A 26,880-nucleotide genomic window follows, 5' to 3' on the forward strand; every position below is an offset into this window, starting at 1 on the left:
GCGGAGGGAGCCCACACGAGCTGCGCCGGGACTCTCTAGTAGATGCCCGGGAAAATCCGGTACTTGACCCTGGCCTTGTACTCCGCCCATTTTTCTTCGCCATATTTCTCGGCGCAGACAGATTCGTCCAGGCGTTGCCGCCAGGTGAAAAGCGAGACGATGAATACGAAATAGGTCCAGGCCCAGGGATTGGTGAAGTAGCCGAAAACAAGACCGATCGAAATGCAAATGAACCCCTCACCCAGGTAGTTCAAGTGGCGAGCGAGGCCCCAGTAGCCGCTGCAAAGGATCTTGCGGTCTCCGGCCTGGATGTACTGGGGTTCGATGATCCCCAGGAACTTCCTGTCCGGCCAGCGCTTGAACGTGTACTTCTGCAGGTTTCCGCCGCGCGAAATGCTCCACCCGAACAGAAACAGGACGGTGGTGCCGATCAGCCAAACGTACGTCCAGGCCGTCGAAAAACCCGGATCGGGATGGACTGCCATCCCCCAGATCGGAAGGATGTAAAGCCAGCCGTAGATGACCAGTCCGCCCCAGATGAGCTTGAACCCGAGCATTTCATGGATCAGGTCGTACGTGTAGAGCTGGACTCGCTCGAAGACCATGTAATCGAATATGTAGAACGTGAAAAAGGCCGCGTAGAGGAATACGCCCGGATTGGAATCATCGCCAAAGAGTTCGTAGTGGTACGCCGCGCCGGACAGGGCGTTGAGCACAAGCATGGTCCCACCGACCACGTAGAGGTACATCTTCACGTCGAAGCGCTCGTTGAAGAACGGCAGTTCGAGCGCGCGCCCCTCCCACAAGGCCAGGAATGAATTCTTGATCTCGCCCTGCGGTTGGCTGAAAACCGCGAACAATGAAAACACCAGACAAAAAACGGTGCCCCCGGCAACGGCATAAATTGCCGAGCGGTAGAACCAATCGCGCGGCATGCCGGTGAGTTCGAATGCCCACACGACCAACGCGATCAAAAAAACGATCACACCGTTTAGCCGGTAATTGCGCGGCTCGCCAGTGGCCGGATTCTGGACATATCCCGGAACTCGGCGCGCGGGCAGGATGACCTGGGCAAGAAAAAACACCGCGAATACCGCCAGCGGCGTAAGAAACCCCGCAATGGCTTCGGTCCCGGAGAGATCAAACAGATGGTCGATTCCGAGCCAATCAATCACGGCCGCACGTCCCTTCAGCTGGTGGCGTGACCATTATTGATAAAGACCCGGGCGGGTGTCGAAGATACGCGGCGTGATTACCTGCTGCACCCGATCGAATTGCGGGCCAAAACGCACGGCGATGGGATCTTCGGAACTGTTTCCCTGTCCTCCGGGCCCACGGATGGTCGGGGATCGATGCCGGAACGGCAGGCACTATGGAAGTAGACATAAATGTGAAGACGTTTACTGGAATTCGGCTCGGGCGAGCGCGGAGCTGCGGCTCGCTGGAGCCGGCGAACATTGAGTGGTTGCAACAAAAATGGACTCGCCCTCTGCGGGCGCGAATTTGGATGCACCGCGTGCCGCGAGCGGAAAGAATGACGGGACTGGAAACAGACAGACTCTCCCTCCACCGGCGAGTATCAGAAGATCCATGTCCGGATCCCAATTTCGGCACCCGAAGAAGGTTGATTCGGAAGTTGGGCCTATTGGGAGCGGCGGTGCTCACCGGGTGCCAGTTCCGCGCGCCGATCGGATCTGGTAGCCGGGAGAACACTCTGGCTACCTCCGTGCCGATTCCGGCGCCGATCGTGGACGATCCAGTCTGCGTGCTTACACCCGAGGCGACGGAGGGACCGTTTTACTTCGATACCGATCAGGTACGGCGTGACATCGTCGAAGACCGCGTCGGGACCCCACTGCAAATGTCCGTCCGGGTGGTCAGGGTCGACGAAAAATGCGAGCCGCTCAAGGACGCATACGTGGATATTTGGCACGCGGACGCCGCCGGCACCTATTCCGGGTATCCCGACCAGCTGGGCGGGCTGGACACGTCCGGGCAGACTTTTCTGCGTGGGACCCAGTTAACTGATGTCGATGGAATTGCCCGGTTCGACACCATTTATCCGGGTTGGTACCCCGGCCGCGCGGTCCATATTCACTTCAAGGTCCACTACCAGGGGAATTCCTTCCTGACTTCCCAGTTCTATTTCCCGGACGACGTGAGCGATCGCGTGTTCGAGCAGCCTCCGTACAGCGAACGGCCAAATCGCGCAACCCGCAACGGCAACGACTCGGTTTTGCGAGAGGATCCCTCCGACGGCAACCTGCTCGCGACGATCACCGGAGACACGGCGGGTTATTCCGGCGCCATCACCGTCGGCGTGGTGCTTTAGCCGAATTTGGAATGTCTTCGCCGGTTGTCTCGGCCGGGCGCTCGGGCGACGGACGGAAGCCTGTGCTGTTAGCCGTCATCTCCCGAGTTCAGCCGGGCGATTTCGGCGGCAAACCAAAGCGCCATTGCACCGGTACGGTCGTCGTAACCGGAATTGGCGGGACGATCAAGATAGCTCCGCAATCCGTCCATGACCCCGGTGCTCGCGCACCCGTCAACTATGTTTCCGGCAGCGTCTATGCGCTCGGTCGCGGCGCGCCAGGCGCTTCCGACAGACTGCCGAAATCGGTCATCTAGGACGCCCAGCCGGATTCCGCGGGCCATGGCGTAACCGATCATGCAGGTGGCGGTCAGCTCTTGATACGAACCCGGGAAGTCGAGGACCTGCAGGTACATCCCGGAAGGTTGCTGCAAGGGTCGGAGCGCTTCCATATGCCGGCGGAATCTCGATACCAACTCTCCGCCATCGCGCCGCCCGTCTTCGGGTATGTACGTCAGGTACTCCGCCAGGCCCATTGCGGCGAACCCGTTGCCGCGTCCCCAGTAAACCGGTCCGTGCCGACTGTGCCTGAAAAGGCCGTTCGGGTCTTGGATCTCCGCATTCAGCAAGAAGTCGGTGAGCAGTTTCACGTAATTGGCGGAATTGGAGTCCCGACTAACGCGTGCACCCCTGCCTATAACCGCGGATGCGAGGAAATGATCTTCGGCGATGAAGTTAGGGTCCAGCGGAAAAGGCGGTTCATCATCGCCGCGGGCTTCGAATGCGCGCATTGCGCTCGCGAGCACGTTTCCGTAGCGGGCGTCCCTGGTCAGCGCGAGCATCTCTTCAGCCCAGACCACCGTCGCCACTGCGGGCGCTCCCGCGTTGGCGCCAAGAACGCTAGCCGGATCCGCGGTCAAAGGTTCAACGAGTGAAGCGACGTCGCCCACGATGCCCATTGGGGTCGGCTCCAGCATGGCAAGCCGCAACCTGCCGCTAATCGCCACGCCCTGCGTGTAATTGATCGGGTCCAGCGTTCGACCGTTCGTTCTTGCCAGATCGCGCCCAACTTCGGTTGGATCGCGGGCAGCCCGCGACTCGATAACTTGTCGGGACCGGGAGGGGCCCGGCGGTTCATCGGACAGCAGATCGAGCAAGCGCCCGAGCTCCCGGTTGAGCGAATCTGCGCCCGCCGTGAGGCGGACCCCGGGAATGGGACCCGGATCAACTTGGCCGTCATCGCCGAGGGCGGCAATGAATGAGTCGTGCGGCGTCGCCGGTTTGGCCGCAAGGCGGTTGCGCAACGTGCCTGCTGCCAAATTCGTTTCCCAGTCCGTGCCGTGCCCGGATCGAACTTCGATTACGACGTCCGGAGCCTGGTAGCAAGTCCAACGCCACAGATAGCGGGATTCAGGACTGGTCGCATGATTGAAGAATCCGCCGGCCGGCGGGTAACCGCGGTCAACCCGACCGCCCGCTCCATTCGCCGGCCCGGATCCCAAAGCCAACCCGCCGGGATTGGCGCACGGTACGGAAATCACGGCGATGCGGGACCGATCGGACTTACATGCAATGGCCCGCACAGCGAGTAGCGCAATTTCGACGTCTTCTGGGGTTCCTGACAGCCCGCCGACCAGCGCTACTCGGATCCGATTGCATTCCTTGTCGTAGAAATCCGGACCCTCCAGAGTGACGATTTCTCGCCCGGGGCGGGTCACGCCGCAAGCCGCTCGCCGCCAATCGACATCCGGCTCACACGCTAATTCGCGGACGGCGGTTTCAAACTGCTCGATTGATAACGGCATGGTGGTTCTGGCGCCCTCCGGCCTCGACCGTGGCTAGAAGAAGTGGACATAAAGGTCCACTACTTTGTTGCATCGAACAATTGTCTTTGCGACTGCGGAGCTGGACCGCCTTTATATATAGGAAAGCGTTGAGCGGTTAATTTGCTAACGATTCAAGGACCGCGAATTCTTGAAAGAAAAACTTCGTGACAAGACGCGAGACGACCTGGAGTTCGCGCTTCGGAGAGCGGGTGTCGACGCGGTTATGGCCAATCGCGGCCGCCGGGAAGAAGAAGTGTGCAAATCGCTGTTTCGCCGTTCACTGGGCATAATTGACATAAGAGGAGGCCCAGTAGCGTCGATCAACGTACTCAAGATTGACGGGTCTCAATACAGTCCGCCGCAATGGTGGACGGCGTTGCTGGTTCCTGCCCAACTTCCTGGCGCGGCGCACCACCCGGTTAAGGTTTCCACCCGGAGGACCAAATCCTTTCCCCTGTTTGGCAAAGTCACTTCGGTCGATTGGCGGGGCGAGGACTACGGATCCGGATTGATTGAATCTCTCAATGGACAACACGAATTGACGGACCTTATTCGCCACATGGGCGATGTTGAAATCGAGAGCCATGCGGACGATTTTTCCGGGTGGACGATTGAGGTCAAAACCCGAATGAAGCCCAGCGTGAATCAATGGCAGACGCTCGTGGGGTTGGCTGAACAATTGCGCCGCCTTACGTATTGAATCCAATTCAAGTGCAGTCGCAATCCCAAATTCAAGCCGCAAAAAGAATCAGCCACTTTGAAGAGGCACTTTGAGTCAGAAATGGCGGATTCAGTTCACGGGCTCCTTTTGGAGCCATTAGACATAATCATTATTATGTCTAATTCTGATGACTCAGGCGGCCAAACCGGGAGCAGCCTGGACCGATTCGTCCGTAATGTCGCCTTGCCAGGAGCACGACTTTGAATCGCATCATCGTCAAACTGGCCGAATCGCAAGCCGAGCTGCAGCGCGCCCTGCAAGTCCGCCACCGGGTGTTTGTCGATGAGCAGCAGATTCCAGTGGAAATTGAACGCGATGAACACGACGTCACCGCGCTTCACGCGATCGCACTCGTTCAGGGAAATGTTGTGGGAACCGGCCGGGTAGTCCGCCAGGACGATGGGTTTGCCCGGATCGGTCGCATGGCGGTGGACCAGGCCTTCCGCGAACGTGGAATCGGTGGGCGGATCCTGGCGCAGCTGGAAGAAGAATCGCGCGACCGCGGTTCCGAGTGGGCGGTGCTGCACGCCCAGCAATACATTGAAGAGTTTTATGTAAAGCGGGGATATGCACGTCATGGTGACGTGTTCCTGGAAGCGGACATTCCGCACGTGGAAATGCGCAAGCGCCTGTAACGCCGGTTCCCAACAGAATCCCGACCACCCGGCGGGAAAATAAGCTGCAAACCGACGGGCCCGACCTGCCGATCCGTTTCTCCTGTCCCTCTGAAATACTTCGTTGCCTCAACCGACCAGACGCTATCGACTGGCCGCCGACATAGGCGGCACGTTCACCGACATCGTGGCGCAGGACGTGGTTACCGGTGAATGTCGCGCGACCAAAGTTCTCTCGATTCCGAGTGACCCAGCTCGCGCGGTGGTCGAAGGCATCGAAGCCGCAATCGCCAAGACCGACGAAATCGATTTCTTCGTTCACGGCACCACCGTCGGCCTCAATGCGGTCCTTACCCGATCCGGCGCCCGCGTAGCGTTGCTGACCACCCGATATTTCCGGGACATCTACACGATCCAGGGGAACGACCGGGGCGAGATCTTCTCGATTCGGTGGAACAAACCCGAGCCGCTCGTCCCGCTCGAGAACACCTACACCGCGAGAGAGCGCATCGCCGCCGACGGCGAAGTAGTCGAACCGCTCAATCCGGATGACGTTGAAGCATTTGCCGACACGGTCGAGGCCGGCGAGTTCGATTCGATTGCAATCTGTTTTCTCTTTTCCTTCCAGAACCCGGCACACGAGCTGGCGGCGGAAGAGATCCTGCGCCGGCGGCTGCCGGGCATCGACATCGCCCTTTCGCATCGCGTTTCGCCTGAGTGGCGCGAATTCGAACGTACCTCGACGACGGTCATGGACAGTTATGTAGCCCCGGTCATCCGCGGTTACCTCCAGCGACTGGCCGTTCGAATAGGGGACCGCCTGCCGGAGGGTCGCGCCCTGCATGTGATGGAGTCCAATGGCGGAGTTATGTCAACTTCAGCGGCAAGCACCTCGCCACTGCAGACGCTGCTTTCCGGGCCGGTGGGGGGCGCGATCGGCGGCCGCGCCCTGGCGGCTTCGACCGGGAGAAAAAACCTCATTTGCATCGACATGGGCGGAACGTCCTTCGATGCCAGTCTGATCATTGACGGTTCGCCTTCGACGTCCAACGAAGCCAGGATCGAGGGCCTGCCGGTGCAGATGTCGATCGTAGACATCAACGTTATTGGCGCCGGCGGCGGTTCCATCGCCTGGGAAGAGGCTGGAGCCATTCGGGTCGGGCCGCAATCGGCGGGCTCCGAACCTGGTCCGATCTGTTACGGATTGGGCGGCGATAGACCGACCGTAAGCGATGCCAATTTGGTGCTCGGGCGCCTCGACGGCGCAAATTTTGCCGGCAGCCGGGTAACTCTGGACGCCGAGGGGGCCGAACAAGCGATGCAATCGATGGGCGCCCGCTTCGGACTGGATGCCTGCGCCATGGCCCAGGGAATCGTTGACATCATCAACGCCAAGATGGCGGACGCGATCCGTACCATCACGGTTCGTCGTGGCATCGATCCGCGGGACTTTACGCTGGTCGCATTCGGCGGCGCCGGGCCGTCCCAGGCGGCGGCGCTGGCCGACGAGCTTGGCACCAAGGATGTGGTCATCCCAGTATTCCCGGGCGCGTTCTCGGCTTGGGGCATGCTGCAAACCGACGTTCGCCACGACTTCAAGAGCACTCATTACGGTTTCTGGGACCAGTTGGCGGTAGCCGAAATCCAGGAGAGGTTTTCGGATCTCGAGCGCGAAGGGCTCAATGAGCTCGTTGCCGACGGCGTATCGAAGGACGAAATTTCCTTCGAGCGCGCGATCGATTTCCGCTATCACGGCCAGGAATACGTATTAACGATCGCACTTCCGCCAGGATTGATCGATTTGGCCAAGATCCGCGCGTCGTTTGATGATGCTTACGCGCGCCAGTACGGGCACAACAACCCGGAAGCCAGGGTCGAGATGACCAACCTCCGAGTTGCCGCCCTGGGCAAACTCGACCGGCCCCCGGCGGCCGAGCCGGGCGATGCCGAGCCCTCCCCGGAGCGAAGCCGAAGCGTGTACTTCTCAGGCAAGGCAGTCCCGACAGCGATATTGCAACGAGCGGCGATCGGCGCGAAGGAGACCGTCTGCGGCCCGTCCATCATCGAAGAAGGAACCGCAACCACCCTGGTTCCGCCCGGATGGATCGCAACGACCATTGCCGGCGGGCACTTGCTGCTCAGTCGATTGGAGCGATAGGCGATGCGAGCAACCGCCGATCCCGTAACGACCGAGGTTGTCCGCAATTTCGTCCTCTCCTGCGCCGAGGACATGAATGCGGCGCTGTGGCGTTCGGCCTATTCGGCGGTCATCTATGAGGGTCGCGACAGCGCCGTGGCACTGCTCGATTCAGACGGCAACATGCTCGGCCAATCGACCGGGGTTCCGTTATTTATCGGCGCCATCGACGCTTGCGTTCACCATGTCCGTGATTACTACGGTGAAGACATCGCGCCCGGCGACATCTTCATCATGAATGACAGTTACCTCCAGGGCACGCACTTGCACGACATCACCGCGGTCGGCCCCATCTTCTATGAAGGCGATCTGGTCGGTTTCGGTGCGGCCCGGGCGCATTGGGGGGACATTGGAGCGATCGACCCCGGGTCCGTAATGGGATCGACAAACATCTACCAGGAAGGCCTCAGGTTGGGTCCGACCCGTATCGTCCGCGCGGGCGAACCGATCCGGGAATGGTTCGATCACCTGCGGCTCAATACCAGGTTGCCGGAAGTGTCGATCGGCGATCTGAATGCGCAGATCGCCTCAATCCGAACCGGACAGCAAAGGTTGGCACAGTTGCTCGACCGGATCGGCACGGAGGTTTACCGTTCGGCGTGCCAAAACATATTCGAACAGGCTCGCAGGCTTGACCGGGAAGCCATTGCGGAGCTCGCCGACGGCACTTACTACCGCGAGGGATTCCTTGACGATGACGGCGTTGGGAACGGGCCGATCAAGATCGCCCTCGCCCTGACCATCAGTGGCGAAGAGATGTTGATCGACCTGTCTGGCACGTCGGGTCCGGTCCCGGGGTCGGTAAATTGCGGCGCAGTGCAAACCGAATCCCTGCTGCGACTTGCCTACAAGACGATGATCAACCCGGACCGGGCCATCACCGGCGGGTCGTTCGAAACCATGAAGGTCAAGATCCCCCGGTCTTGCCTCTTCAACGCCCAGGAGCCGGTGGCCTGCGAGTGGTACTTCACCGGTCTCGGGTTGTTGGCCGACCTGATGATCTCGTGCATGTCGGAAGCGGTTCCGGATCGAGCCACGGCCGCCCACTACGGGGATTCGATGGTTTCCTGCTTTTTCTCTGTCGATCCAAGCCGCGGTCAATGGATCGCGATTGAACCTACCGCCGGCGGATGGGGAGCACGTGTCGACGGCGACGGCGAAAGCGCTCTGATCAATCTCGTGAATGGGTCTTTTCGGAATATTTCGGCGGAGGTATACGAGACCAAATTCCCGATCAGAGTGGAAGAGTTTGCGTTACGTCGAGACTCCGGCGGTGCGGGAAAGTGGCGCGGCGGTTGTGGCGTTGTCCGGCGCTTCAAATTGCTCGAGAGTTGTTTCGGCGCGCTCTGGTTTGATCGTTCCGTGACGACGGCCTGGGGACTTGCCGGCGGCGGCGATGGAGCAGCCCCCAATAACACCATCAGTTTTCCTGATGGAACTGAGGAACACCCCTTGAAGATGAGGGCCCGCGAATTGCCCAGCGGGACGGTCGTCGAAACCAGGACTGGCGGCGGCGGGGGTTACGGCGACCCACTTGAGCGTGCTCGAGAGCTCGTTATGCGTGACGTCCGGCAAGGATTCGTTTCTGAGGAAGCGGCCCGTAAGGAATACGGATTAGATGACGGCGAACGGTAGTTGCCAGGCGAAGGGTAATCCAGATTCAGGAGCGCTTGACAGGTTCAGTTAGACGCGTTTCTGGTCTAAAGGATCCCCAAATTCTTCAGAAATCCCCGAACGGCTTCCGTGCACGCATGGGGTTTTTCGAGAGGAAGCAGATGCGTAGTTTCTGGCAGCACCTGCCGGCAAACATCAGCTTTTCTAAAGTTGAAAACAGGGTCTTCCAGATCCTGAGCGGTGGCGTCCGGCAAAACAATCTTTACGGGGCATCTCAGCGCTCCGAAGTCAACCGAAGCCGCATATTCGGAGGCGTGGTCCCAGATCCTTGCCTCGAACTGGGAGGGACATCGGAGCTCGAAACCTTTTCCGGTCGGCGATTCCTTGAGGGTTGTCCTCGCCAATAGTTCCAAGGTTCCCGGAACCGACCGGCGGAAATACGGCAAATACGTGTGAAGATCCGCGAGCTCTTCCCGGGACCGAAACCATCGAGCCCTGCGCCTGAGCATGCTTGCCGTTTCTCTGGATCGCGTCTCGAGTTTCCTGGTTCCAGAAGCGGTGTTCGAGATGGGCGGATCAAATAGAACCAAAGCGGAGTAGTTTTCTCCCTTCGACGGTGTGTGGAGGCTTGCAAGCGCCGAAATTGAGTGGAAAACGCCAACGGTCGGCTTTTGTCCGTAGTGACTGGAGATTGCGGAAGCAATCCGGTCCTGATCGCGCGCAAACGCATCAACGCTGTGGCCCTCCAATTCGCCAGTTTCATTCCACCCGTGATTCCTGAGGTCGTGCACAAGCACGTCAAAGTCGCCGGCGAGGAGGGACCAAAACGGGTAGTAAAGGTCGATGGCGAGACCGTTCCCGTGACTCACAATCAATCTGGGGCCATTCGGGTTTCCGTGACGCCGCAACGTGATTGACTTGCCATCTTCCACCTGAACCTGCAGCAAGGACGATGGCTTGGGAACCTCCCAGATGGCTGCTGAATTCCCTTTCACGCATTACTTCCTGCTGGCAAGGCGATCGACGAGCCGCAAAGTGAATGATGAGTTTGCGGGATATTTGCCACGATTCACTCCAACTCGGAGGCGACGACGCGTTTCTCTTGAAATCCAATTTTGAAACGCAGCCTGCAACCAATCCGTGTGCTGCTGAACTGCACGCTGGCCGAAAAAGCTACTCAGAATCTGGCGTCGCCAGTCTCCCGTGGCTGTGACATTTCATCGGGGTACAGCGCGTTGAGACTGGACATATTCCCAATTATGTTGAGTGCGCGCTTAGCCCGATCCGAGGGTGATCGATATCCCTACCGCAAAAACGTGGAATCGAATTGGCGAGATGTCATGGATATTCGGCTAATCCGAATTGCACATATGGAATATGGTGCCCACGAGACATCCGTTGCCCACGATATGTAGTAGTCGATCTTAGAATCCCTCGGTTGAATTCCGAAGGCTCATTGCTACGGCAGCGCGGCAATAAGTACGAACGACGAGATGGAATCAGTGACGCATCCTCTTGGGTGAGAGAACGTTCGGCCTATGAAATCGGGTTGAGGCGCAATCAATGGCGGAAGAAGCAATGCTAAATGTCGGCGTGCAATTCGTCCAGGCAATATTGCCGATCGCCGCGAAATACGGATTTGGTCGGATCAGGGAGGTTTTTCGGCCTGACGTTGGAATTGCCCAACAAGCCGTCTCGGTCACCGTGCCCGAATTTGCACATATCCCAGGTGCCGAAATAGCCCTTGGAACGTGGATTTCGAGTGATGAGTTCAATCAATTCATCGTCAGGCTTGAACAAGGGGAAAGAGACCTGGGCCATGCGGAAATCGTTGCGTCTTTCACCGACGTCGGAGGCTTTCACTTCGATGACCAAGACCTACTCGAAAAGACTGCAGCGGCAGTCTTGTCCAGATTCATTGGCCACTTGTCGAACGAATTGCTTCGAAGCGAAAACGGACTATTGGTACATGACGCTCGCGAAGAAGACCGCAAGAACGAAATACTTTCCGCACTTGGCGACGCCACAACCGAGATTAAGTCGTCACTCTCCGCCCTTTCAGCGCAATCGGACAAGGGCAACGATTCAGTCTCGGAAGACCCGGCGCTCGTTGCATTAAGCGGACAAGTCGATTTGGCGCGCGACTTATTTAATCAGTTCCAGATCCGTTCGGCCCGAACCGCTCTGCAGCAGATCCAGGAAAGTGAAACACCGTTACCGCCAGCAATTAAATTTCGGATTTGCACGTACTTGGCTTACTGCTATTTGGCTGAAGATGAAATCGATCGTGCTTGCGAGTTGATCGATGACGCATTGGGGCACTCGCCAAACAGTGAGATCGCGTTAGCGAATGCAGCACTTGCTGCAGAAATCAGGGAAGACCCGGAACTGGCTGAGAAATTGGCCCGTAAAGCAATCAAGATAGATGCACGCAATTCCCGTGCATTCGGCGTACTGCTACGAGCATATTGGCGACAGAACCAGGTCGATGATTTAGAACTCTTGATTTCTTCGCATGAGTGGATGACCAAGGACGTATATTGCGCGTCAATATTGGCGGAGATCAGATCACTGCAACAAAGGCATCCCGAAGCGATCGGAATCATGCGCGAGATCACGGAATCAGAATCCGTTGATCCAAATGTTTTTCTCGCGCAAGCGTCGATCGAAATTGCGTCGGTGGAGCACCACTTTCAATCTGGGAAGAAATTTATTGACGCTCGGCCGAACCTCTTGTCGGCAGTTCGCGCTGCATCGTGCGCGATCGATTCCCTGAATCCCGGTGAATTGGATAGCACTTACCACTCAGCTTTAGTGATCAGGGGACAAGCGCATGCAATGCTTGGATCCGATCAGATGGCTTTAGAAGATCTTGATGCAGTCCTGTCGCGAGATCCAACCAATAGGGCGGCACGCTTAATCAAAGGGATGCTTCTGATCGATGATGACCGGACCCTGGAAGCCGTTTCCCTTCTTCGTCCGGTAGTGGAGTCGAAACCTGACCCGACTGCGAAAGTCGCTCTTGCTGAAGCCGAACTTGCCAATGGAAATCCGCGCGCAGCCATTGACCTACTGGGGGGTGAAATCGATTTTTGCGAACCGAATTGGAGCGACGTTAGGAGAGCGGAATTGCTCATCAGGGCCGAGGTCGCTGACGGACTTAGCGAAACCGCGTGTAAGGAAATTGCTTATTCAATAAGAAGATCTTCAAACAACCCTCGTCTATTCGCAATGGCGGCGCTTTACAAAGATGCGCGCAATGATTTGGATGCCGCTATGCGGTGGAGCCAGCGAGCGGCTGGTCATTCAACCCAATTAGACACCTTGCAAGTTGGAATGCTCAGAGGGGTGCTACTGAGAAAGCGTGGCCGATTCGGAGAGGCCGCGGATGAAATTGCTGTAGTAGTGGATGGGGATGCGCAGCACTTGCTTGCTACGGATCTGCTCATTTGTTTGGTGAACTCGAAGCGCTTCAAGTGCGCGCTCGATTGGGCGAGAGCAATCAGGGCAAACGCAGCCGAGCCAACGCGTTTGGTATTGGAGGTGGAAGCGAAGCTGTACGAATTGGTCGGCGATATGCCGTTGGCAATTGAACGCCGCTCTGAGATTTGTGCTCTTCCAGACTCGACTGCCGAGGACGAGATTGATTTAGCAATCGCATTGATTCGCGATGGAAACAAATGCGGCTGCGTGGATCACCTGAATCGCATTGATCGGTGGTCATTGTCAGGAAATCCCAATGCGCTCATGCGAGTAGCACATTTAAAGAGACACCTTCAAATCCAGGGGTACTTGGATGATGCGTATTTGGCTCGCCGTATGGGGCTTCACGACGCGAACGTGCATATGGGTTACTTTGCGCTGATTGGTAGCGATGATGGGGAAATCTCGGAAGAGACTGAAGTAACGGTCGGGAGCGCAGTGAGGTTGAGGGTCGGCCAAATTGAGCAGTGGTGGCAAATATTTGAAGACGAGAGATTTGCTAACGGATCCCGCGATATTGGCCCGGATAGCGAGATGGCGCAACTCCTCATAGGGAAGAAAGTCGGTGATGAAATTGAAATCGAAAGAGGCTTCGAGACTCTGAAATATGAAGTCATTGAAATCCAAAGCAAATTTGTTCGCGCGTTCCAAGAAACCACGGCCGAGTTCTCTACGCGATTCCCAACAAACTTGGGCATTAACGCCATCGAAATCGCCGGCGATGATTTTTCGAATTTTTTCCGGGTCGTGAATGAACACAGCCGATATGCAGAGGAAGTTGGGCGCGTCTATGAAGACGGGATGCTCCCTTTCACAATTTTTTGTGCACGTTTAGGACGCTCGATTGCCGAAGTTTGGCGGGCTTTTTCCAAGGACGACAGTCACCAAATCCAATTTGCAACTGGATCCGAAGAGGAAGCGGAAACTGCCGCTAATTCGTTAGCGAATGCGGACGCCGTCGTAGTGGATGCGCTGGCGCTCATTGCGATCCATGAGTTAGGAATTGCTGACGATTTACGAAACCGGTTTGCCAGGGTTTTGGTTCCACAGCATGTAGTTGACGAGTTTGTTCGCAGCGCAGCTGAAGCGAGCCTCAAGGCGCCTGCCGGCCATGTCGGCGTCGCTCAGGACGGGAGGTACTTCTTAACCGAAGTGGACAGGTCATATTGGGATGAATGGAGGGAATTTGTTAATTCACTGGCCGAGTTTTCCGGGTCACTGGGCAAAACGCCCTGTTACCCGTTACTTGCTGAAAACGACGCTGAAGAGTGTTTTTCGGTACTACGTGCCCCTGGAGTGGGTGTCGTCTTTTCCGGGTGCGAAATCGGACATTCGGAAAAAACCGTAATAGTCTGCGATGACCTGATCCTCGGAAGATTGGCAGTTGCGCGCGGCAGAAGTGTCGCCAATACTCAGTCTCTCCTAGAGGAGCTCAATCGCACTCAAATCCTGTCCGACGACCGGTACTCTGCCGCAATTGAGAGCCTCGCTACCTTCGGCTACAAACACATTCGCGTGGGCGTAAGCGACGTCGTTTACAGCTACCGTGAAAACGGTTTTGCTTCAAATTCTGGGACTAGAGCTCTCTTGGGCGCGTTGTCTTTCAATGAATGCCCGGCAGCAATTGCAGCGTCAATTGGTGCCGGCATCATCCTCGAGTTGGTTTCAGAAGTCCCGCCCCGACAACTGCAACTCTTTCTGATGTCAGTGGTAACCGAACTAAGAAAGCGCCCTGACGCCGAAGAAGCGACAGAAAGATTCAAGGCCGCAATAGTATCCGGCATGCCATTTAATCGCGGCGTGGCGGATCACTTAAACAACACCGTCGATTTGTTGGTCCACTTCGGGAATTCATTCATAGTTCGCAATTGATTTCGCGCGGACTCCCTTGAGAATCAATTCGAAGGATTTGCGGCCAATTCATCCTCTAAACCTTCGTTGTTGAGCGCAATCTAATCGGCGGCAACGAATAGTTGGTTCAGTATTCCGGTTGCCACCTTCTGAAGACCAAGAATCACGCCACAGCGTGCGGATTCGATCTTGGATTAACATATTCGCCATTATGTCCAGTGAAATTTCGCCGATCGGCGCAGGCACCTAACGCGAATTCAGACTTCCCCTGCCCAGGGATCCAACTAAAACCCTCTCTCGGCACATTGGCGTTTGATTTCGTCAATGATTTCGCAGACGTGGATTGAATTGCCGACAGTGAATTGGGGCATTTCCTTGAGCCCGGCCTCCATGCAGCGGTGCACGGCCCGCGCCTGATAAGTGAATCCGTGCTGGTTTCCGTGACCCCAAGTCCATCCCTTGTAGGTAATCAGCTTTTCGCCGGTCCAACGTGACCCTGCCGGATAACCTGCATGGATTGGCGCGGGGTTGGGAACCGGATATTCGAAGCGCTCCACATGATTGAAGGCGCCGCTCGAGGGATTCTGGTCCTGGTTCCAGTGCGTCGGCAGCCAGTCGCCGACCCGGCCTCCACCAGACGTGTATTCCATATCCGGCTTGCCTTCAGCCGCCCGGCTCCCTCGCCGCGGAGGACGCCCGGTGGCAACGGTCAGTGCGGTCGGGTGATGGGCGGGAGTTTCGACGGTGATTCGCCCTTCTGTCCCCACGAAAAGAGTCTCCTCCTTGAATCTGGCGGTTGGCATACTGGCGGTTGGCATAGTAACGACACCGATGCCCCGCTGCCGGGGGTATTGCAGGACGGCGGCGCAGGGATGGCCGACCGAATAGCCTTCGGAAAAAACGCCTTGCCCGGTCTCGGCCATGGCCTGGTCCCGGAGCATGGGTTTCCCACCGGCAGCGGCGATTACCGGGAATTCACTCGTCCCGAACCCGGCTACAACAGGATTTAGCGCATAGACCGGATCCGGGTAGTCCGATTGCACAACTTGCAATTCGCCGATGTCGCCGCGTTCAATTGCGGCCCTGGCGTGTTCGATCGCCGGAAAAAAGCTCGTCCACATGCCTTCCCAGCAAACGACTCCGGCCTTTTCGGCGGCGGCGTACGCTTCTTTCGCCTGATCCGCGGTATCGGTGAACGGCTTTTCACACAACACGTGCTTGCCGGCGGCTATCGCCATCATCAGGTCGCGGTGGTGATGCCAGGTTTTAGACGAGATGTAGACGATGTCGACGTTGGGGTCGTTGCAAAGCGCTTCGTAAGAGTCGTATGACGTAGGAATACCATGGGCGTCAGCGTATGCGCTCGCCCGATCCTTATCCCGGGCAGCAATTGCGACCACGGATGCTCCAGGCACGTCCTGCAGAGATTTGACCCAATCCGATGAAATTGCCGATGCGGCGATGATGCCCCAGCGCAATCGGTGGTGGATTCCGTCTTCGTTGGTCAGACCGAGCCGAATGTCCATGGGGGTATTCATGGGAAACCCGTTGTACATGTAAGGGTCGGCGTTGGCGGGATCTGCGTCCATGTTGTCCACTTTCAGTTGTCGATAAAAGCGCCGGCAACTTGCGCCCCGCGCTCGAGTTCTAGGCAACTAGAAATCTGCGGAATCAGCAAATAGTTACCAGGAGCCATTATGTCAATACAGCTGCGCCCGGTGTCGCGCACGGAGGTACCCCGCCGCAGGCTTTGATTCAATTCGAGCAGGGCCGCGGGGTGGAATGCTTCGCTGCGGTGGAAGCTCCACGCGCGAAAAAGCGGGGTTGCCTCGGTTGATGCTTCTCGGCCCTTGGAATCCAACTGCGGGCCCGTGGTGCCGACGGCGCGAGATCGTTATGAGGTGGCGCACCCTTGCGGGGCCCTTATCCAGTGCGGAACCGAGAAACACCGGCTCCCTAAAACCGTCGAATTCGGTTAGCTGCGCCTGCCCGCGATGGATTGGCGACTTGCCTCCCACGCCAGCATGCAACGTTTACGCGTGGCTCCACCGGCGTAGCCACCCGTAATCCCGCCCGCGCGGATAACGCGGTGACATGGGATGAGAAAGGCAATCGGGTTTCTGCCCACCGCGCCCCCCGTCGCGCGAGACGCTTGTTTGTTGCCGATTTCTGCTGCCAGGCGGCCGTAGCTGACGACCTGCCCAAAGGGAACGCGGAGCAAGGCGCGCCAGACGGCCAGTTGGAAATTCGTCCCGCGTACGTGCACGGTCAATGGGCGACTATCGGCTTCCAATGGCGCTGAGAAGATAGACCGCGCCAACGCTTCGGCCATCTGTTCGTCGCATTCCAACGACGCATGCTCCCACGTCCGCTGGAGCGCCTCAATCTCGGCGGAAACATCTCCATCTGTCGTGAATCCGACCCGGCATACGCCGCGCTCGGTCCGGGCGACAAACACAGGACCGAATGGAGAATCTCCAGTGCCGAAGCGAATTGTTAAGCCCGCACCTTTGTTTCGGTACTCGCCGGGTGTGACGGCTTCAACAGTGACGAAATGATCGTGCAACCTTCCCGGCCCGGTCAATCCGCTCCCGTAGGCCGCGCCGAGCACGGATTCTGAACGGTCAAGCAGCTGCTTCGCGTGCTGCACGGTGAGGTACTCGAGGAAGCGCTTTGGCGTGACGCCGGCCCAACGCAAAAAAAGTCTGTGCAGATGACTTTGGCTAAGTCCGATATGGGCAGCCAAATCGGCGAGTTCCGGCTGGCGCTCGCGATTCATTGCCAAATATCGAATGGAGGCCTCGACTCTCTCGTAGTCGTTCGAGGACATGCATTTCTCCGGAGCTGGCTGCCGTTTGATGGTCTCTTGAAACGTATACGCTAATGGCGTTGAGCGCGACCCGATCCTTGCCATTGCGCCGTCGACGCAAGAAGTAGCCAACGGCTCGTTCGCTCGAATTCGGCGCGGAAGTTTCCAAGAAGTCGCGATCCGCAGCCACGATCGCGAATGGAATTTGGCGGCAGTTTGTGATGGTTTCCATCCTCGTGGCTTAACCCAAATCAATGATGTCGGGTGCTTTGGGTCGTAGCTTCCACGCGAAATCACGTTTTCACGGTACAAATGCCCGGAGATTGGCTGCGCAACAATTCATCACCCCGAAGGCATCAAGGAGATTGAGCGTGCAGAAAGCTACCAAAGAAGTCTTGTACTTTGAGATCGGCCCGGACAATGAACCGACTCTCCGGGTTGAACCCGGTGAGGAAATCGAAGTCGAGACGCAGGTCAACCGCGGCCCCTGGCTCGATGACCATCCTGATCGCGAAGATCTGAGCCGCAAACTTCGCGGCGGCAATCCCTCCAGCGGATGTGTGTACGTCGAGGGTGCCCGACCCGGTCAGGTCCTCGTAGTGCGCGTGGGCGAGATTGACCTCGATCCAATTGGCTTCACCCAATTCAGGGGGGCCAACGGTGCAATGCCTGGCTGGCTTGGCGGCACCGGGATCGGTCACCAGCAAAAGGTCGTCGAAATAAGGGAAAACCACATCCTCTGGGACGATCGGTTGAAACTGCCAATTGCACCCATGCTCGGAGTTGTGGGCGTGGCGCAAGAACACTCGCGCTGGACTAATGCCTGGGCCGGCGAGTGGGGCGGCAATTTCGACATCCAGGAGATCACGACCGGAGCTTCGGTCTATCTGCCCGTTGCGGTCCCCGGCGCCCTACTCCACGTCGGCGATATGCACGCCCGCCAGGGGGACGGTGAAATCTGCGGCGCCGGCGGAATCGAAGCCGGCGGCCGCGTCCGGATCACCTGCGAGCTGGAACCCAAACCCGCGTCGATGACCTGGCCCCGGATCACCAACGAAACCCACATCATGACGACCGCGATGGCCAGGCCGGCCGAAGACGCGTTTCGCGCGGCCTTGGCGGAGATGATTCTTTGGCTCGAAGACAGCTACGGCTTCACCAGGGGCGAAGCCTACCTTTTCCTGGGCCAAGTGCTCGAAGCCCGGTGCACCCAATTCGTAAACCCGACCTTCACCTACGTGGCCAAGGTGAACAGGGAATTCCTCCCGTAACGCGTCCGATTGCGAGACATTTACGACTGCGCCATTCGATCCAGATCTATTGCGGGTAGATCTCCATGCCCAGATACGGCGGACACCTCGATTGCCGGGGCTCGCGAGCTATGCGGGATAGGGCAATTCGCGCCAACAGCGGCCGTTTAGATTCGACGACATTCGGCGTTCCGGAGCCGAGTTGCAAATCGCGATCGGCCGCCCGGACGCCGGATCGACCGACTGGCAATATGCTGTTAGCAAGGGATCGATTTCCCGTGTAATCCGCGCGTGTTCAGGATCGGAAGGCGGCTGAAGTGGGTCGGATTTGGGACTTTGTCAGCGCTGCGATTACTGCCCGGCCCTGGTGGACGCTGGGGGTGCTATTTGTAATCACGTTGCTGCTCGGCTCGGGAATTGCGCTACGCGCACCATTCGCGGGCTCCGACGCATTCCTGACGGACAGCAGCGAGGTGGCCCAGGCCTCTCAGGATGTCGAGAACTTGTTCTCCGACAACGCGGGAGTCGCCAGGACCACGATCTTGTTCGAGGGCGACGTACTTTCGCCGGCCGGGCTGGCCCAGATGGACGAAGTGTTAGCCGGCGTCACGTCCGACCCCGACGTCGCGGCCGTGCAATCAAGGTCCAACCCGGCCGTTGCCCCATCTACCGTGATCGCGGCGGTGGCCGGAATCGGTGATTTGGGCAGCGCAACCCCCGCCCAGATCGAGTCCGCCGTAGCTTCGATCGAGGCAATCCCGAGGGCAAAGCGCGCCTTCGACCGCCTGTACGGAACCGACGATGACGGGGCGCCGCTCGGCATCGCCGCCGTCTACCTCGATTCGTCGGACCGGGAGCGGATGCTTGCGGCGCAGGAAAACGTCGAGACCATTGCCGACGCTACGCCCGGCCCGTTGAGCACTACCACGGTGTCGACTGCGTCCCTGAACCGGGACTTCAGGCAAGGCACTACCCGCTTGTCGGCCCCGTTCTTCGGCCTGGCGGTGATATTGATCGGGGCGCTGATCTTTCTTTTCCTGCGCCGGCTGTCTGATCTGGTGGTTACGATGCTGGGAATCATCGTATCAGTCGTCTGGATCATCGGGGCCGAAGGGTGGCTCGGACCGAACGGGCTGGCATTAATCGGTGCTCCAAACGCGTTGACCGCTATGGTTCCGATCATCCTGGTGAGCCTTTCGGTCGACTATTCCATCCAAGCCGTGGCCAGATACCGAGAGCACCGAATCGCCGGCGAACCGGCCGCCCAGGCCGTGCGGAACGGACTGCGCCGCGTGCTGATTCCGCTTACATTGGCCGCGCTTACGACCGCCATCAGCTTCGCCACCAGCGCGCTGTCACCAGTGGATGCCATCGGCAATTTCGGGGTCGTGTCCGGATTGGGCGTCGCGCTGAGCCTCGTCGTAATGCTCTCGCTGGGACCGGCGGTCAAGGTGATCATCGACCGACGCAAAGAAGCCGAGGGGACGCTGACGGCTCCGCGTCCGGTTTCGGAAGCCCTGCCGGGCATGCGAAAAGCGGCCGAACGGCTGGGCATCTCGGTCGCACGCAACTCCACGCCCTATATCGTGGGCGTTGTCGCGGTCAGCGTCGGGTTCGCATTCGCCGCCACCGGCCTGACCAGTGAATTCAGTCCGCGCGACGTATTGCCGGGCGGGAGCCAGACCGCCCAGGCGATTGATTCGATCGAAGCCGCCGTTGGCGAAGCGAGCGAGCACGTGAACGTCGTGATTAAGGCGGAAATCACCGACACCCGCACGTTCCTGAACGTCTTTGAAATCACCGAGACATTTGACGACCCCGAAGCCCGACCACCTGGCGCTGCCAGCCCGATGGAGGCTTCGCTCGGTTTGCTTGTCCGCGATGTGATCACGCCCGGAAGCGGCGAATACGACTCCGAGGTAGAAGCCGCATTCGAAGAAGCGACAGCTGGACTAATCCTGGATCCGGCGAAGATCCAGTCGTTCCTCGACCTCCTCGCCGCCAAGAACCCAGACGGCTTACGCCGGGTGCTGGTCAACAATCCCGCGGGAGAAGACACGATGCTGCTGCGATTCAGCGGGGCAACCACCGACAACGTCGAAACCCAGGCGTTGCTGGACGACTTGGATGACCTCTGGTTCGGAGCCGAAGAGGAAGTCCAGGTCACTTCGACCAGAATCCGGTCGCTGGAAATCCTGGAATCGGTGGCGGATCTTCAAACCGCGGCGATTCTCACCACCGTGGCCGCGGCCCTTATCGTCCTGGCCGCCTTCTTCTGGGCGACAGATCGCGAGCCGGTCTTGGCGGTCATCGCAGTCGTCCCGGTCGTGATCGTGCTCGTCTGGGTGCTCGGGACCATGGCGTTGCTGCGAATCCCGTTTTCGCCCGTAACTTCGCTCATCACCGCGCTCTGTATCGGCATCGGCGTCGATTACACGATCCACGTGATCCACCGATATCGGGAGCAGTTCACGGCAAATCGCAACCCGGAATCCGCCGCCGCGCAGACCCTCGCCACCACCGGGGCGGCGTTGGTCGGCTCGGCGGTCACGACCGCGATCGGATTCGGCGTAATGGCGCTGTCGCCGGCTGCCACGATCGCGCAATTCGGCATCGTAGCGGCGATTACCATCGCCTACTCGCTTGTCGTTTCAGTGCTGCTCGTGCCCCCGGCGATGGCCGTATGGGGCGCATTCCGAAACATGCGGTTGCAGTCAATGGTGGAGCGAATGTGGAGCGACCTGGATGTGGCAATCGACGCAACCATGGAGGATTCCGCGGGCGCCTGATGCAGATCGCCGCCGCTGGCGGCGGCGATTGGATTGCGCAAGGATCGGACCAGGACCCCCGTCGGAGGATCTGCGCCGGTGGGACCGTCGCCGGCGAAGCGTCACCCGCTGAATGCGAGTTTGCGCTCAGCGCCGGGCCCCTAGCGACGGCGGAACTTTCGGCAGATTCTTGGAGTTGGGATTCGCCAAGGGTTTTGCAATCGGCCGAGGCTGGCGCGATAGATCCGTCGCTTCCCGACTCCGTCTTTATGCCTCCGCCCGGCTGAAATGTCGGAGACGCCCGGTACCGTAACGCCGTCCGGCCCGTCTCCACGGCGACAGTTCGCCCCGGCAAGCGTTCAACCTGCGACAATCTCAACGCGCAATTGGCTAGACAAACGGACAACAACCAGCGCCGTAGCCTCAACCGCGTACGCGTATCGGGTCATTGGCGGCGAGTGATCGCAAACCTTCACCCGTGGCGATAGAAACTGAGGCCTGCAAAATCGCTGGACATCAGAGCGTCGACTCCGCGCCGCGCGGCGGACAACACCGCCGATCGCAACATTCTTGGTGACCGGATCCTTGTCAATCCATCGAATTCCACCGATTCGATAGGGCGCCCTGCGCGCGTTACATTGCCGACGTCCTGATTGACATCGGCGCTCGAATCCGCCCATATCACATTTGCTCGCCGGGCTCGCGCCCGACGACACATGGACCTGAATGCAATCAGGAAGCAGCGTCTACATGCCCCCAGTTACCGCCCCGGTCCGGCGCAGGTCGCCGCGTCGTTCGTTCCGACAGAACATAGTCTGCACGGACTGCGGCGCAACGGCGACGGTTCCGTTCCGGCCCAGTCCGGGCCGTCCGGTCTATTGCGCGGAGTGCTTCGAAACACGCCGCGCCGCGCCAGAGAAGATCCCGTCGCGAGAGTCGCTCGGCGCGGTTTCGTCCGCCAACGGTCAAGCTGCGCCCGCAGCAACGTTCGCGGCGATGGGCCTGAGCCCGACCGCGCACGCCGCCCTCGAGTCGATGAAGATTTCGGTCCCCACTCCCATCCAGGAGCAGGCGATCCCGCTGGCGCTGGCCGGGCGCGACGTGATCGCGCAGGCGCGAACCGGGTCCGGCAAGACGCTGGCTTTCGCACTCCCCATAACCGAGTGCTGCGATCCGTCCGTGCGCGAGGTGCAGGCTCTGGTCCTTACCCCGACCCGCGAACTTGCGATTCAGATTGCCGGCGTCATCGAGAATTTTGCGGATTCGCACCGACTGCGCACAACGCTGCTCTACGGTGGTCGCTCGGCGCGCTCGGACTTCCATGCCCTGCGACGCGGGCCGCAGATCGTGGTCGGCACCCCGGGCCGAACACTTGATCATCTCCGCCAGGGAACCCTCGACCTTCGCGGACTCCGCTTATTCGTCCTCGACGAGGCCGACGAGATGCTGGACCAGGGATTTGCCCGTGACGTGGAGGCGATCCTCGCCCGCACGCCGGCCGACAGCCAGACCGGGTTATATTCGGCGACGATGCCGGATTGGGTGGCGAAGACCGCGGCCAAACACCTCACGAATCCGGCCACCGTCAAGGTGGACGCGGACCTGAAGGCGTTGCCCAGCGTTACCCACTTGGTATACACGATCGATCGCGATGAAAAGCTAGACGCCCTGCAGACGTTGTTGGACGAACGCGATGGGGAATCGATCATCGTGTTCGGCCGGACCAAGCACGGCGTAAAGAAACTTGCCCGCAAGCTCGATGCGCTCGGCTACCGGGTCGGGGCCCTGCAGGGAAACCTGAGTCAAAACGCGCGCGAGCGCGTGATGGCCAGGTTTCGATCCGGCGAAACGCCGATCCTGTTGGCCACCAACGTGGCTGCCCGCGGCCTGGATTTCGACGGAATCGGCCGTGTGATCAACTTCGACCTCCCCGATTCGGCGCAGCTGTTTACCCACCGCGTGGGGCGTACCGGGCGAATGGGCCGCAACGGGGAAGCGATCACCTTCGTTACGCAAGATGAAGCGTCCAAATGGCGGGAAATTACTCGGCGCTTGGGGTTCGAATTTCGCCAAAGATCCTGGAGAAAGAGGCACTCCGAAGATCCGAGCTGCGATGAGCGGCAACGGTCACGCGGTCGGGGCAATCGCACCGGTCGAGTTCGCAACTCTCGCCACGTGATTTGCTGACCAAGCCCTCGGAATGCGGCGGGCCCAAACAACCGATTCGTTTTGCCCGTCCGGATCGGCGGGATGATCACCAACGCCGCGCCATGGGGACACCAGCAGCGACCGCTTTGCGCGCTCCCGTCCTACTGGTACAAACCTTCGAGGTTCTCCAGAAGATTTCGCCACCACCCCCGATCCGATCCATGGTCCGGAACGAAGTCGACCGCGTACGTCCCGTCCTCCTCCACCCTGAGCCATCCAGCCAGCGTCACCACGCTGTCCGGGGAGAAACTGCCGAAGGCCCCAGTAGGTACGCGGACGTTTACCTGCTGCGCGTACTCTCCCCGGTTCACCTCCATGACCAATTCGTCGACGTCCTGGAACACGACCATGCCACGGACGCTCACGCAACCATCGCGCCAAAGGTCGCCGGCCACGGCGATCTGTGCGGGCGTAGGAATCGGGATGGAGTTCAAAGGACACGGCTTTTCGCGCGGCGAGACCACATCGAGGCTTAAGAGGACGACCAGGACCACAACCCCCGTCCCCAATAGGCTCAACGCGGCCCCGAAGCAACTGCGGAAGCAGCCGCCACCCTTTTTCTCCTCGGCGGAACCTTCTCCCTCGAGCTGCCGATGCTCCATCGCCGCCGCTTCGGCCGGGCCTGCCGCAGGTTCGCCAAGTTCCTCAGGATCACCAGTTGTCTCTGCAGATTCGGCGGCGGTTCCGTACTGGGCAACCGGCCCGGCATCCAGTGACTCCATTTCGAGTGCCTCGAGCTCGACCTCGTACCCGTGCGCGGCCTCCTTTGCCGCGTCTTCCGATCGCCCGCTGAGCGACCATTCCGGTGCGTGCATGAAAGCGCGATAGGCCGCGTTGAGGTCGGCGGCACGCAGGGGGGATTCCCCACCGGAGCCAAACCACGGTGGAGCTGATCCCGCGCTTTCGAGCCATGGTTGTGCAACATCGAGCGCGACCGCGTAGGGGAGCATGGTATCTCGTAGGTGGCGGGCGAGAGGCCGGCCGGTTCCAGCCATGGATGCTTGCCATCCGAACCACTGACCTATCTCAAGCTCGCCTGCCGGCGTCGGTTTAAGCATGCCGGTCCGTATACCCGTCGTCACGGTGGCAAACGAGTACAAGAGAGCTGCGAATGCGCCAATCAGGGCGTTTGCCCACCACGGCTCCAGCCAAAGCGCCGCCCAGAGCCCGGCGCCAACGCCCGTCAGGGCGGAGGCACCCATCCACCAATCGCCCCCGTCGCCGGAATTCCCCCTCCTGACCAGCACCGGGTTGTCAAGGTAGAGCCCGCGCCGCTGCAGGTATTCCCCAATCTGGTCGCCGATGGTCTCCTCGCGCTGCTTAATCGCTTCACGAAGCCCATTAATCGTTGTGGCGCGCGCCGGAAGCCGATCGGCAATTGTTCTTTCCCAACCATGCCGCATCGGGCCTTGCCGAGTCAACCGGTAAAAGAATCCGACCGTAGTGCCGACGACCTCGATGCGCAACGCGCCGCGTTGGCACATTTCGATGATTGAGGCCAGGAGCGTCGGGCTCCAAATCATGTGCCCCTGCAAGGCGGACACTGCCGCCGCAGGCATCGATCCGGGTTGGGGAGACCCCAATCCGGTGCTCGCCTGGGGTTGACGGTACTTGGGCCACAGCCACATCGCGATGATGATGATCTGCGCTACAGCCACGCCGATTGTGCGGAAACCCCAGGCAATCAGCCGCTTCCAGTCCATTTCCTGGTAATTTGGGAAACCGCTGTCGACGATGGCGCCGCCCGGGTCCATCGCGAAAAGCAGGCCGATGGCGGCGAGGACCGCTCCTGCCGTCACCACGCTCACGATGGCCCGCTTTCGTTCTCGGGATTCGCTGCCCGACCGCTCTGCGCCGGGCAACCGTCTTTCACGTTAATACGGAGGGCAATGGGCGTGTTGGTATTGCCACGTCCAGATGTAGCGAAAGCGTCGACTGATCAATGTCATTAATCTGGCCAGTTCACATCGCCACACCAGAAGACGTAACCGCTTACGGGCTTTTTATCGCGGCGGCCGTTCTCTGAGTTCGATTCGGCGTTGGAAAAATCGCCGCCCCCGGATGCCGGCGGATCAGGCCTGGGAGCCGGTGTGTATTTGGCGCTCGTGCCAACCGCATCGGGCCGCCCCTGAAGACGCGCGATTACCCGATTCGGTAAGTGCCGGGACTGAATCCGGAACTATGGTCTTCGTTGCGCTCGCACATCGCTACGAACAATTGCGCGACCGCCATCGCGTCCTGCTTAGCCCGATGGCCGCCGCTTAAGTAGACACCGTAGCGGCGACAAGCATCGGCCAGTTTGTGGGACCGCTCGTTGGCGTCGAATTGGCGCGACATTTGCAGCGTGTCTATTCCCCGGTTGGTAGGCACCGCAAGGCCACAGCGCCGGAATTCGGCATGGAGAAAACCGGCATCAAATCTGAGATTGTGTGCAAGCAGGACCTTTTCCGCTAGCAACGCCTCCACGGCGCCAGAAACTTCGGAAAAAACCGGCGCATTAACCAAATCGCTGTCTCGGATGCCGTGAATTTGCGTTGCCGAAAGCGGTACCGGCCGCTCCGGATTGATCAGCGATTCCCATTGCCAAGCGAGATCACCCTCTCCTGTCAATCCGACCAGGGCCAGTTCGACGATCCGATCGCGCCTGGAGTCGAGGCCGGTGGTTTCGACATCAATTGCGACTACGTCTTCAAGCCCCGTTGGGGAGATTTGACCGCCCTGCGGATCCGCATCGTTGAAGTCGACTTGATCTTGGTCGCCGAGCAGACGCCGCGCCAGAAATCCGATCAGGAATTCCACTTTGGCCAATCCCCCAACCCGAAACTCGACGGAATCCAACACGGCGGCCCCTACTGCGGCGCGCTGGCGCCAACCCGTTTGATTGAGTTTTCTGCGCAAGGCCGCTCGATACGCGACGGTCGCACCGCTTTTCGATGCTTGATATTTTCGGCCTCCGAACTTGCCGGAAATATAGAGTTGCGTCCGGCATCAGAAGAGATCGAAAAAGCAACTACCGTTTGCGCGTGATCCGATGTCTAAATCAGCCACTTGGAGCGATGCTTAGCTACTTATCCAAATCAACCCGGGACCACAAGCGCCTAGTAATTCCCGACGGTTTGTCTGGCGATTGCACGGCGGCAGATCTCGATTCGATCGGCTATCAACGAGACCAACTCAACGTCACCGTGTCAAGAGCTTTATTCCGAGTAGAACGGTTCGCCCAACTTT

Annotated in this window: 16 protein-coding genes; 9 read left to right on the plus strand and 7 right to left on the minus strand. The window is 59.2% G+C overall.

Translation table 11 applies throughout. The features are described from left to right. Positions 1 to 35: 35 nt before the first annotated feature. Positions 36 to 1,193, minus strand: coding sequence for a DUF1295 domain-containing protein (locus F4X41_00145; GenBank protein MYB15435.1), 1,158 nt, complete (start codon positions 1,191 to 1,193; stop codon positions 36 to 38). 179 nt (positions 1,194 to 1,372) lie between these two features. Here F4X41_00145 and F4X41_00150 point away from each other — a divergent pair, with 179 nt between their 5' ends. Further along, on the plus strand, positions 1,373 to 2,332 hold the full coding sequence (locus F4X41_00150; protein MYB15436.1) for an intradiol ring-cleavage dioxygenase: 960 nt from the start codon (positions 1,373 to 1,375) through the stop codon (positions 2,330 to 2,332). Between the two features lie 68 nt (positions 2,333 to 2,400). Here F4X41_00150 and F4X41_00155 read toward each other — a convergent pair whose 3' ends face one another. Further along, a complete protein-coding gene (locus F4X41_00155) occupies positions 2,401 to 4,116 on the minus strand; it encodes a hypothetical protein (protein MYB15437.1) in 1,716 nt (571 codons plus the stop codon). Positions 4,117 to 4,285: 169 nt separating this feature from the next. On the opposite strand from F4X41_00155, the gene F4X41_00160 reads away from it, so the two are divergent. The 4 genes from F4X41_00160 to F4X41_00175 all read left to right on the plus strand — a co-directional run bounded on the left by F4X41_00160 (position 4,286) and on the right by F4X41_00175 (position 9,304). Continuing rightward, entirely contained in the window at positions 4,286 to 4,837 is a 552-nt protein-coding gene (locus F4X41_00160; GenBank protein MYB15438.1) for a hypothetical protein, read from the plus strand. Positions 4,838 to 5,067: 230 nt separating this feature from the next. Then, positions 5,068 to 5,493: a GNAT family N-acetyltransferase gene (locus tag F4X41_00165; GenBank protein MYB15439.1), complete on the plus strand. Its 426-nt coding sequence runs from the start codon at positions 5,068 to 5,070 to the stop codon at positions 5,491 to 5,493. A gap of 103 nt (positions 5,494 to 5,596) precedes the next feature. After that, complete coding sequence (locus F4X41_00170; GenBank protein ID MYB15440.1) at positions 5,597 to 7,630, plus strand: hydantoinase/oxoprolinase family protein; 2,034 nt, start codon at positions 5,597 to 5,599, stop codon at positions 7,628 to 7,630. A 3-nt stretch (positions 7,631 to 7,633) separates the two neighbouring features. Beyond that, positions 7,634 to 9,304, plus strand: coding sequence for a hydantoinase B/oxoprolinase family protein (locus F4X41_00175; GenBank protein MYB15441.1), 1,671 nt, complete (start codon positions 7,634 to 7,636; stop codon positions 9,302 to 9,304). A gap of 65 nt (positions 9,305 to 9,369) precedes the next feature. On the opposite strand, the gene F4X41_00180 is transcribed toward F4X41_00175, so the two are convergent. Beyond that, positions 9,370 to 10,278 carry an alpha/beta hydrolase gene (locus tag F4X41_00180; GenBank protein MYB15442.1) on the minus strand — a complete coding sequence of 303 codons (909 nt, stop codon included), beginning with the start codon at positions 10,276 to 10,278 and terminating at the stop codon, positions 9,370 to 9,372. A gap of 568 nt (positions 10,279 to 10,846) precedes the next feature. Between F4X41_00180 and F4X41_00185 the strand changes: the two genes are divergently transcribed. Further along, positions 10,847 to 14,638: a hypothetical protein gene (locus F4X41_00185; protein ID MYB15443.1), complete on the plus strand. Its 3,792-nt coding sequence runs from the start codon at positions 10,847 to 10,849 to the stop codon at positions 14,636 to 14,638. 263 nt (positions 14,639 to 14,901) lie between these two features. Here F4X41_00185 and F4X41_00190 read toward each other — a convergent pair whose 3' ends face one another. Continuing rightward, the gene (locus F4X41_00190; GenBank protein MYB15444.1) at positions 14,902 to 16,206 is read right to left on the minus strand and encodes a Gfo/Idh/MocA family oxidoreductase; all 1,305 of its coding nucleotides are present in this window, start codon (positions 16,204 to 16,206) and stop codon (positions 14,902 to 14,904) included. Between the two features lie 386 nt (positions 16,207 to 16,592). Next, positions 16,593 to 17,531 carry a methylated-DNA--[protein]-cysteine S-methyltransferase gene (locus F4X41_00195; GenBank protein ID MYB15445.1) on the minus strand — a complete coding sequence of 313 codons (939 nt, stop codon included), beginning with the start codon at positions 17,529 to 17,531 and terminating at the stop codon, positions 16,593 to 16,595. Positions 17,532 to 17,680: 149 nt separating this feature from the next. On the opposite strand from F4X41_00195, the gene F4X41_00200 reads away from it, so the two are divergent. The 3 genes from F4X41_00200 (at position 17,681) to F4X41_00210 (ending at position 23,631) form a co-directional block, all read left to right on the plus strand. After that, complete coding sequence (locus F4X41_00200) at positions 17,681 to 18,697, plus strand: acetamidase (GenBank protein ID MYB15446.1); 1,017 nt, start codon at positions 17,681 to 17,683, stop codon at positions 18,695 to 18,697. A gap of 296 nt (positions 18,698 to 18,993) precedes the next feature. Beyond that, positions 18,994 to 21,465 (plus strand): MMPL family transporter, encoded by a 2,472-nt coding sequence (locus F4X41_00205; GenBank protein ID MYB15447.1) that lies wholly within the window; start codon positions 18,994 to 18,996, stop codon positions 21,463 to 21,465. 705 nt (positions 21,466 to 22,170) lie between these two features. Next, complete coding sequence (locus F4X41_00210) at positions 22,171 to 23,631, plus strand: DEAD/DEAH box helicase (protein MYB15448.1); 1,461 nt, start codon at positions 22,171 to 22,173, stop codon at positions 23,629 to 23,631. 122 nt (positions 23,632 to 23,753) lie between these two features. Here the strand turns inward: F4X41_00210 and F4X41_00215 are convergent, their stop codons facing one another. Together F4X41_00215 and F4X41_00220 are read right to left on the minus strand one after the other, a co-directional pair. Then, the gene (locus F4X41_00215) at positions 23,754 to 25,460 is read right to left on the minus strand and encodes a DUF2207 domain-containing protein (protein ID MYB15449.1); all 1,707 of its coding nucleotides are present in this window, start codon (positions 25,458 to 25,460) and stop codon (positions 23,754 to 23,756) included. Positions 25,461 to 25,794: 334 nt separating this feature from the next. Further along, positions 25,795 to 26,622, minus strand: a complete 828-nt coding sequence (locus F4X41_00220; protein MYB15450.1) for a 3'-5' exonuclease — start codon at positions 26,620 to 26,622, stop codon at positions 25,795 to 25,797. Positions 26,623 to 26,880: the final 258 nt, after the last annotated feature.

It is taken from the genome of Chloroflexota bacterium (genome assembly GCA_009840625.1).
Lineage (GTDB): Bacteria > Chloroflexota > UBA11872 > UBA11872 > VXNJ01 > VXNJ01.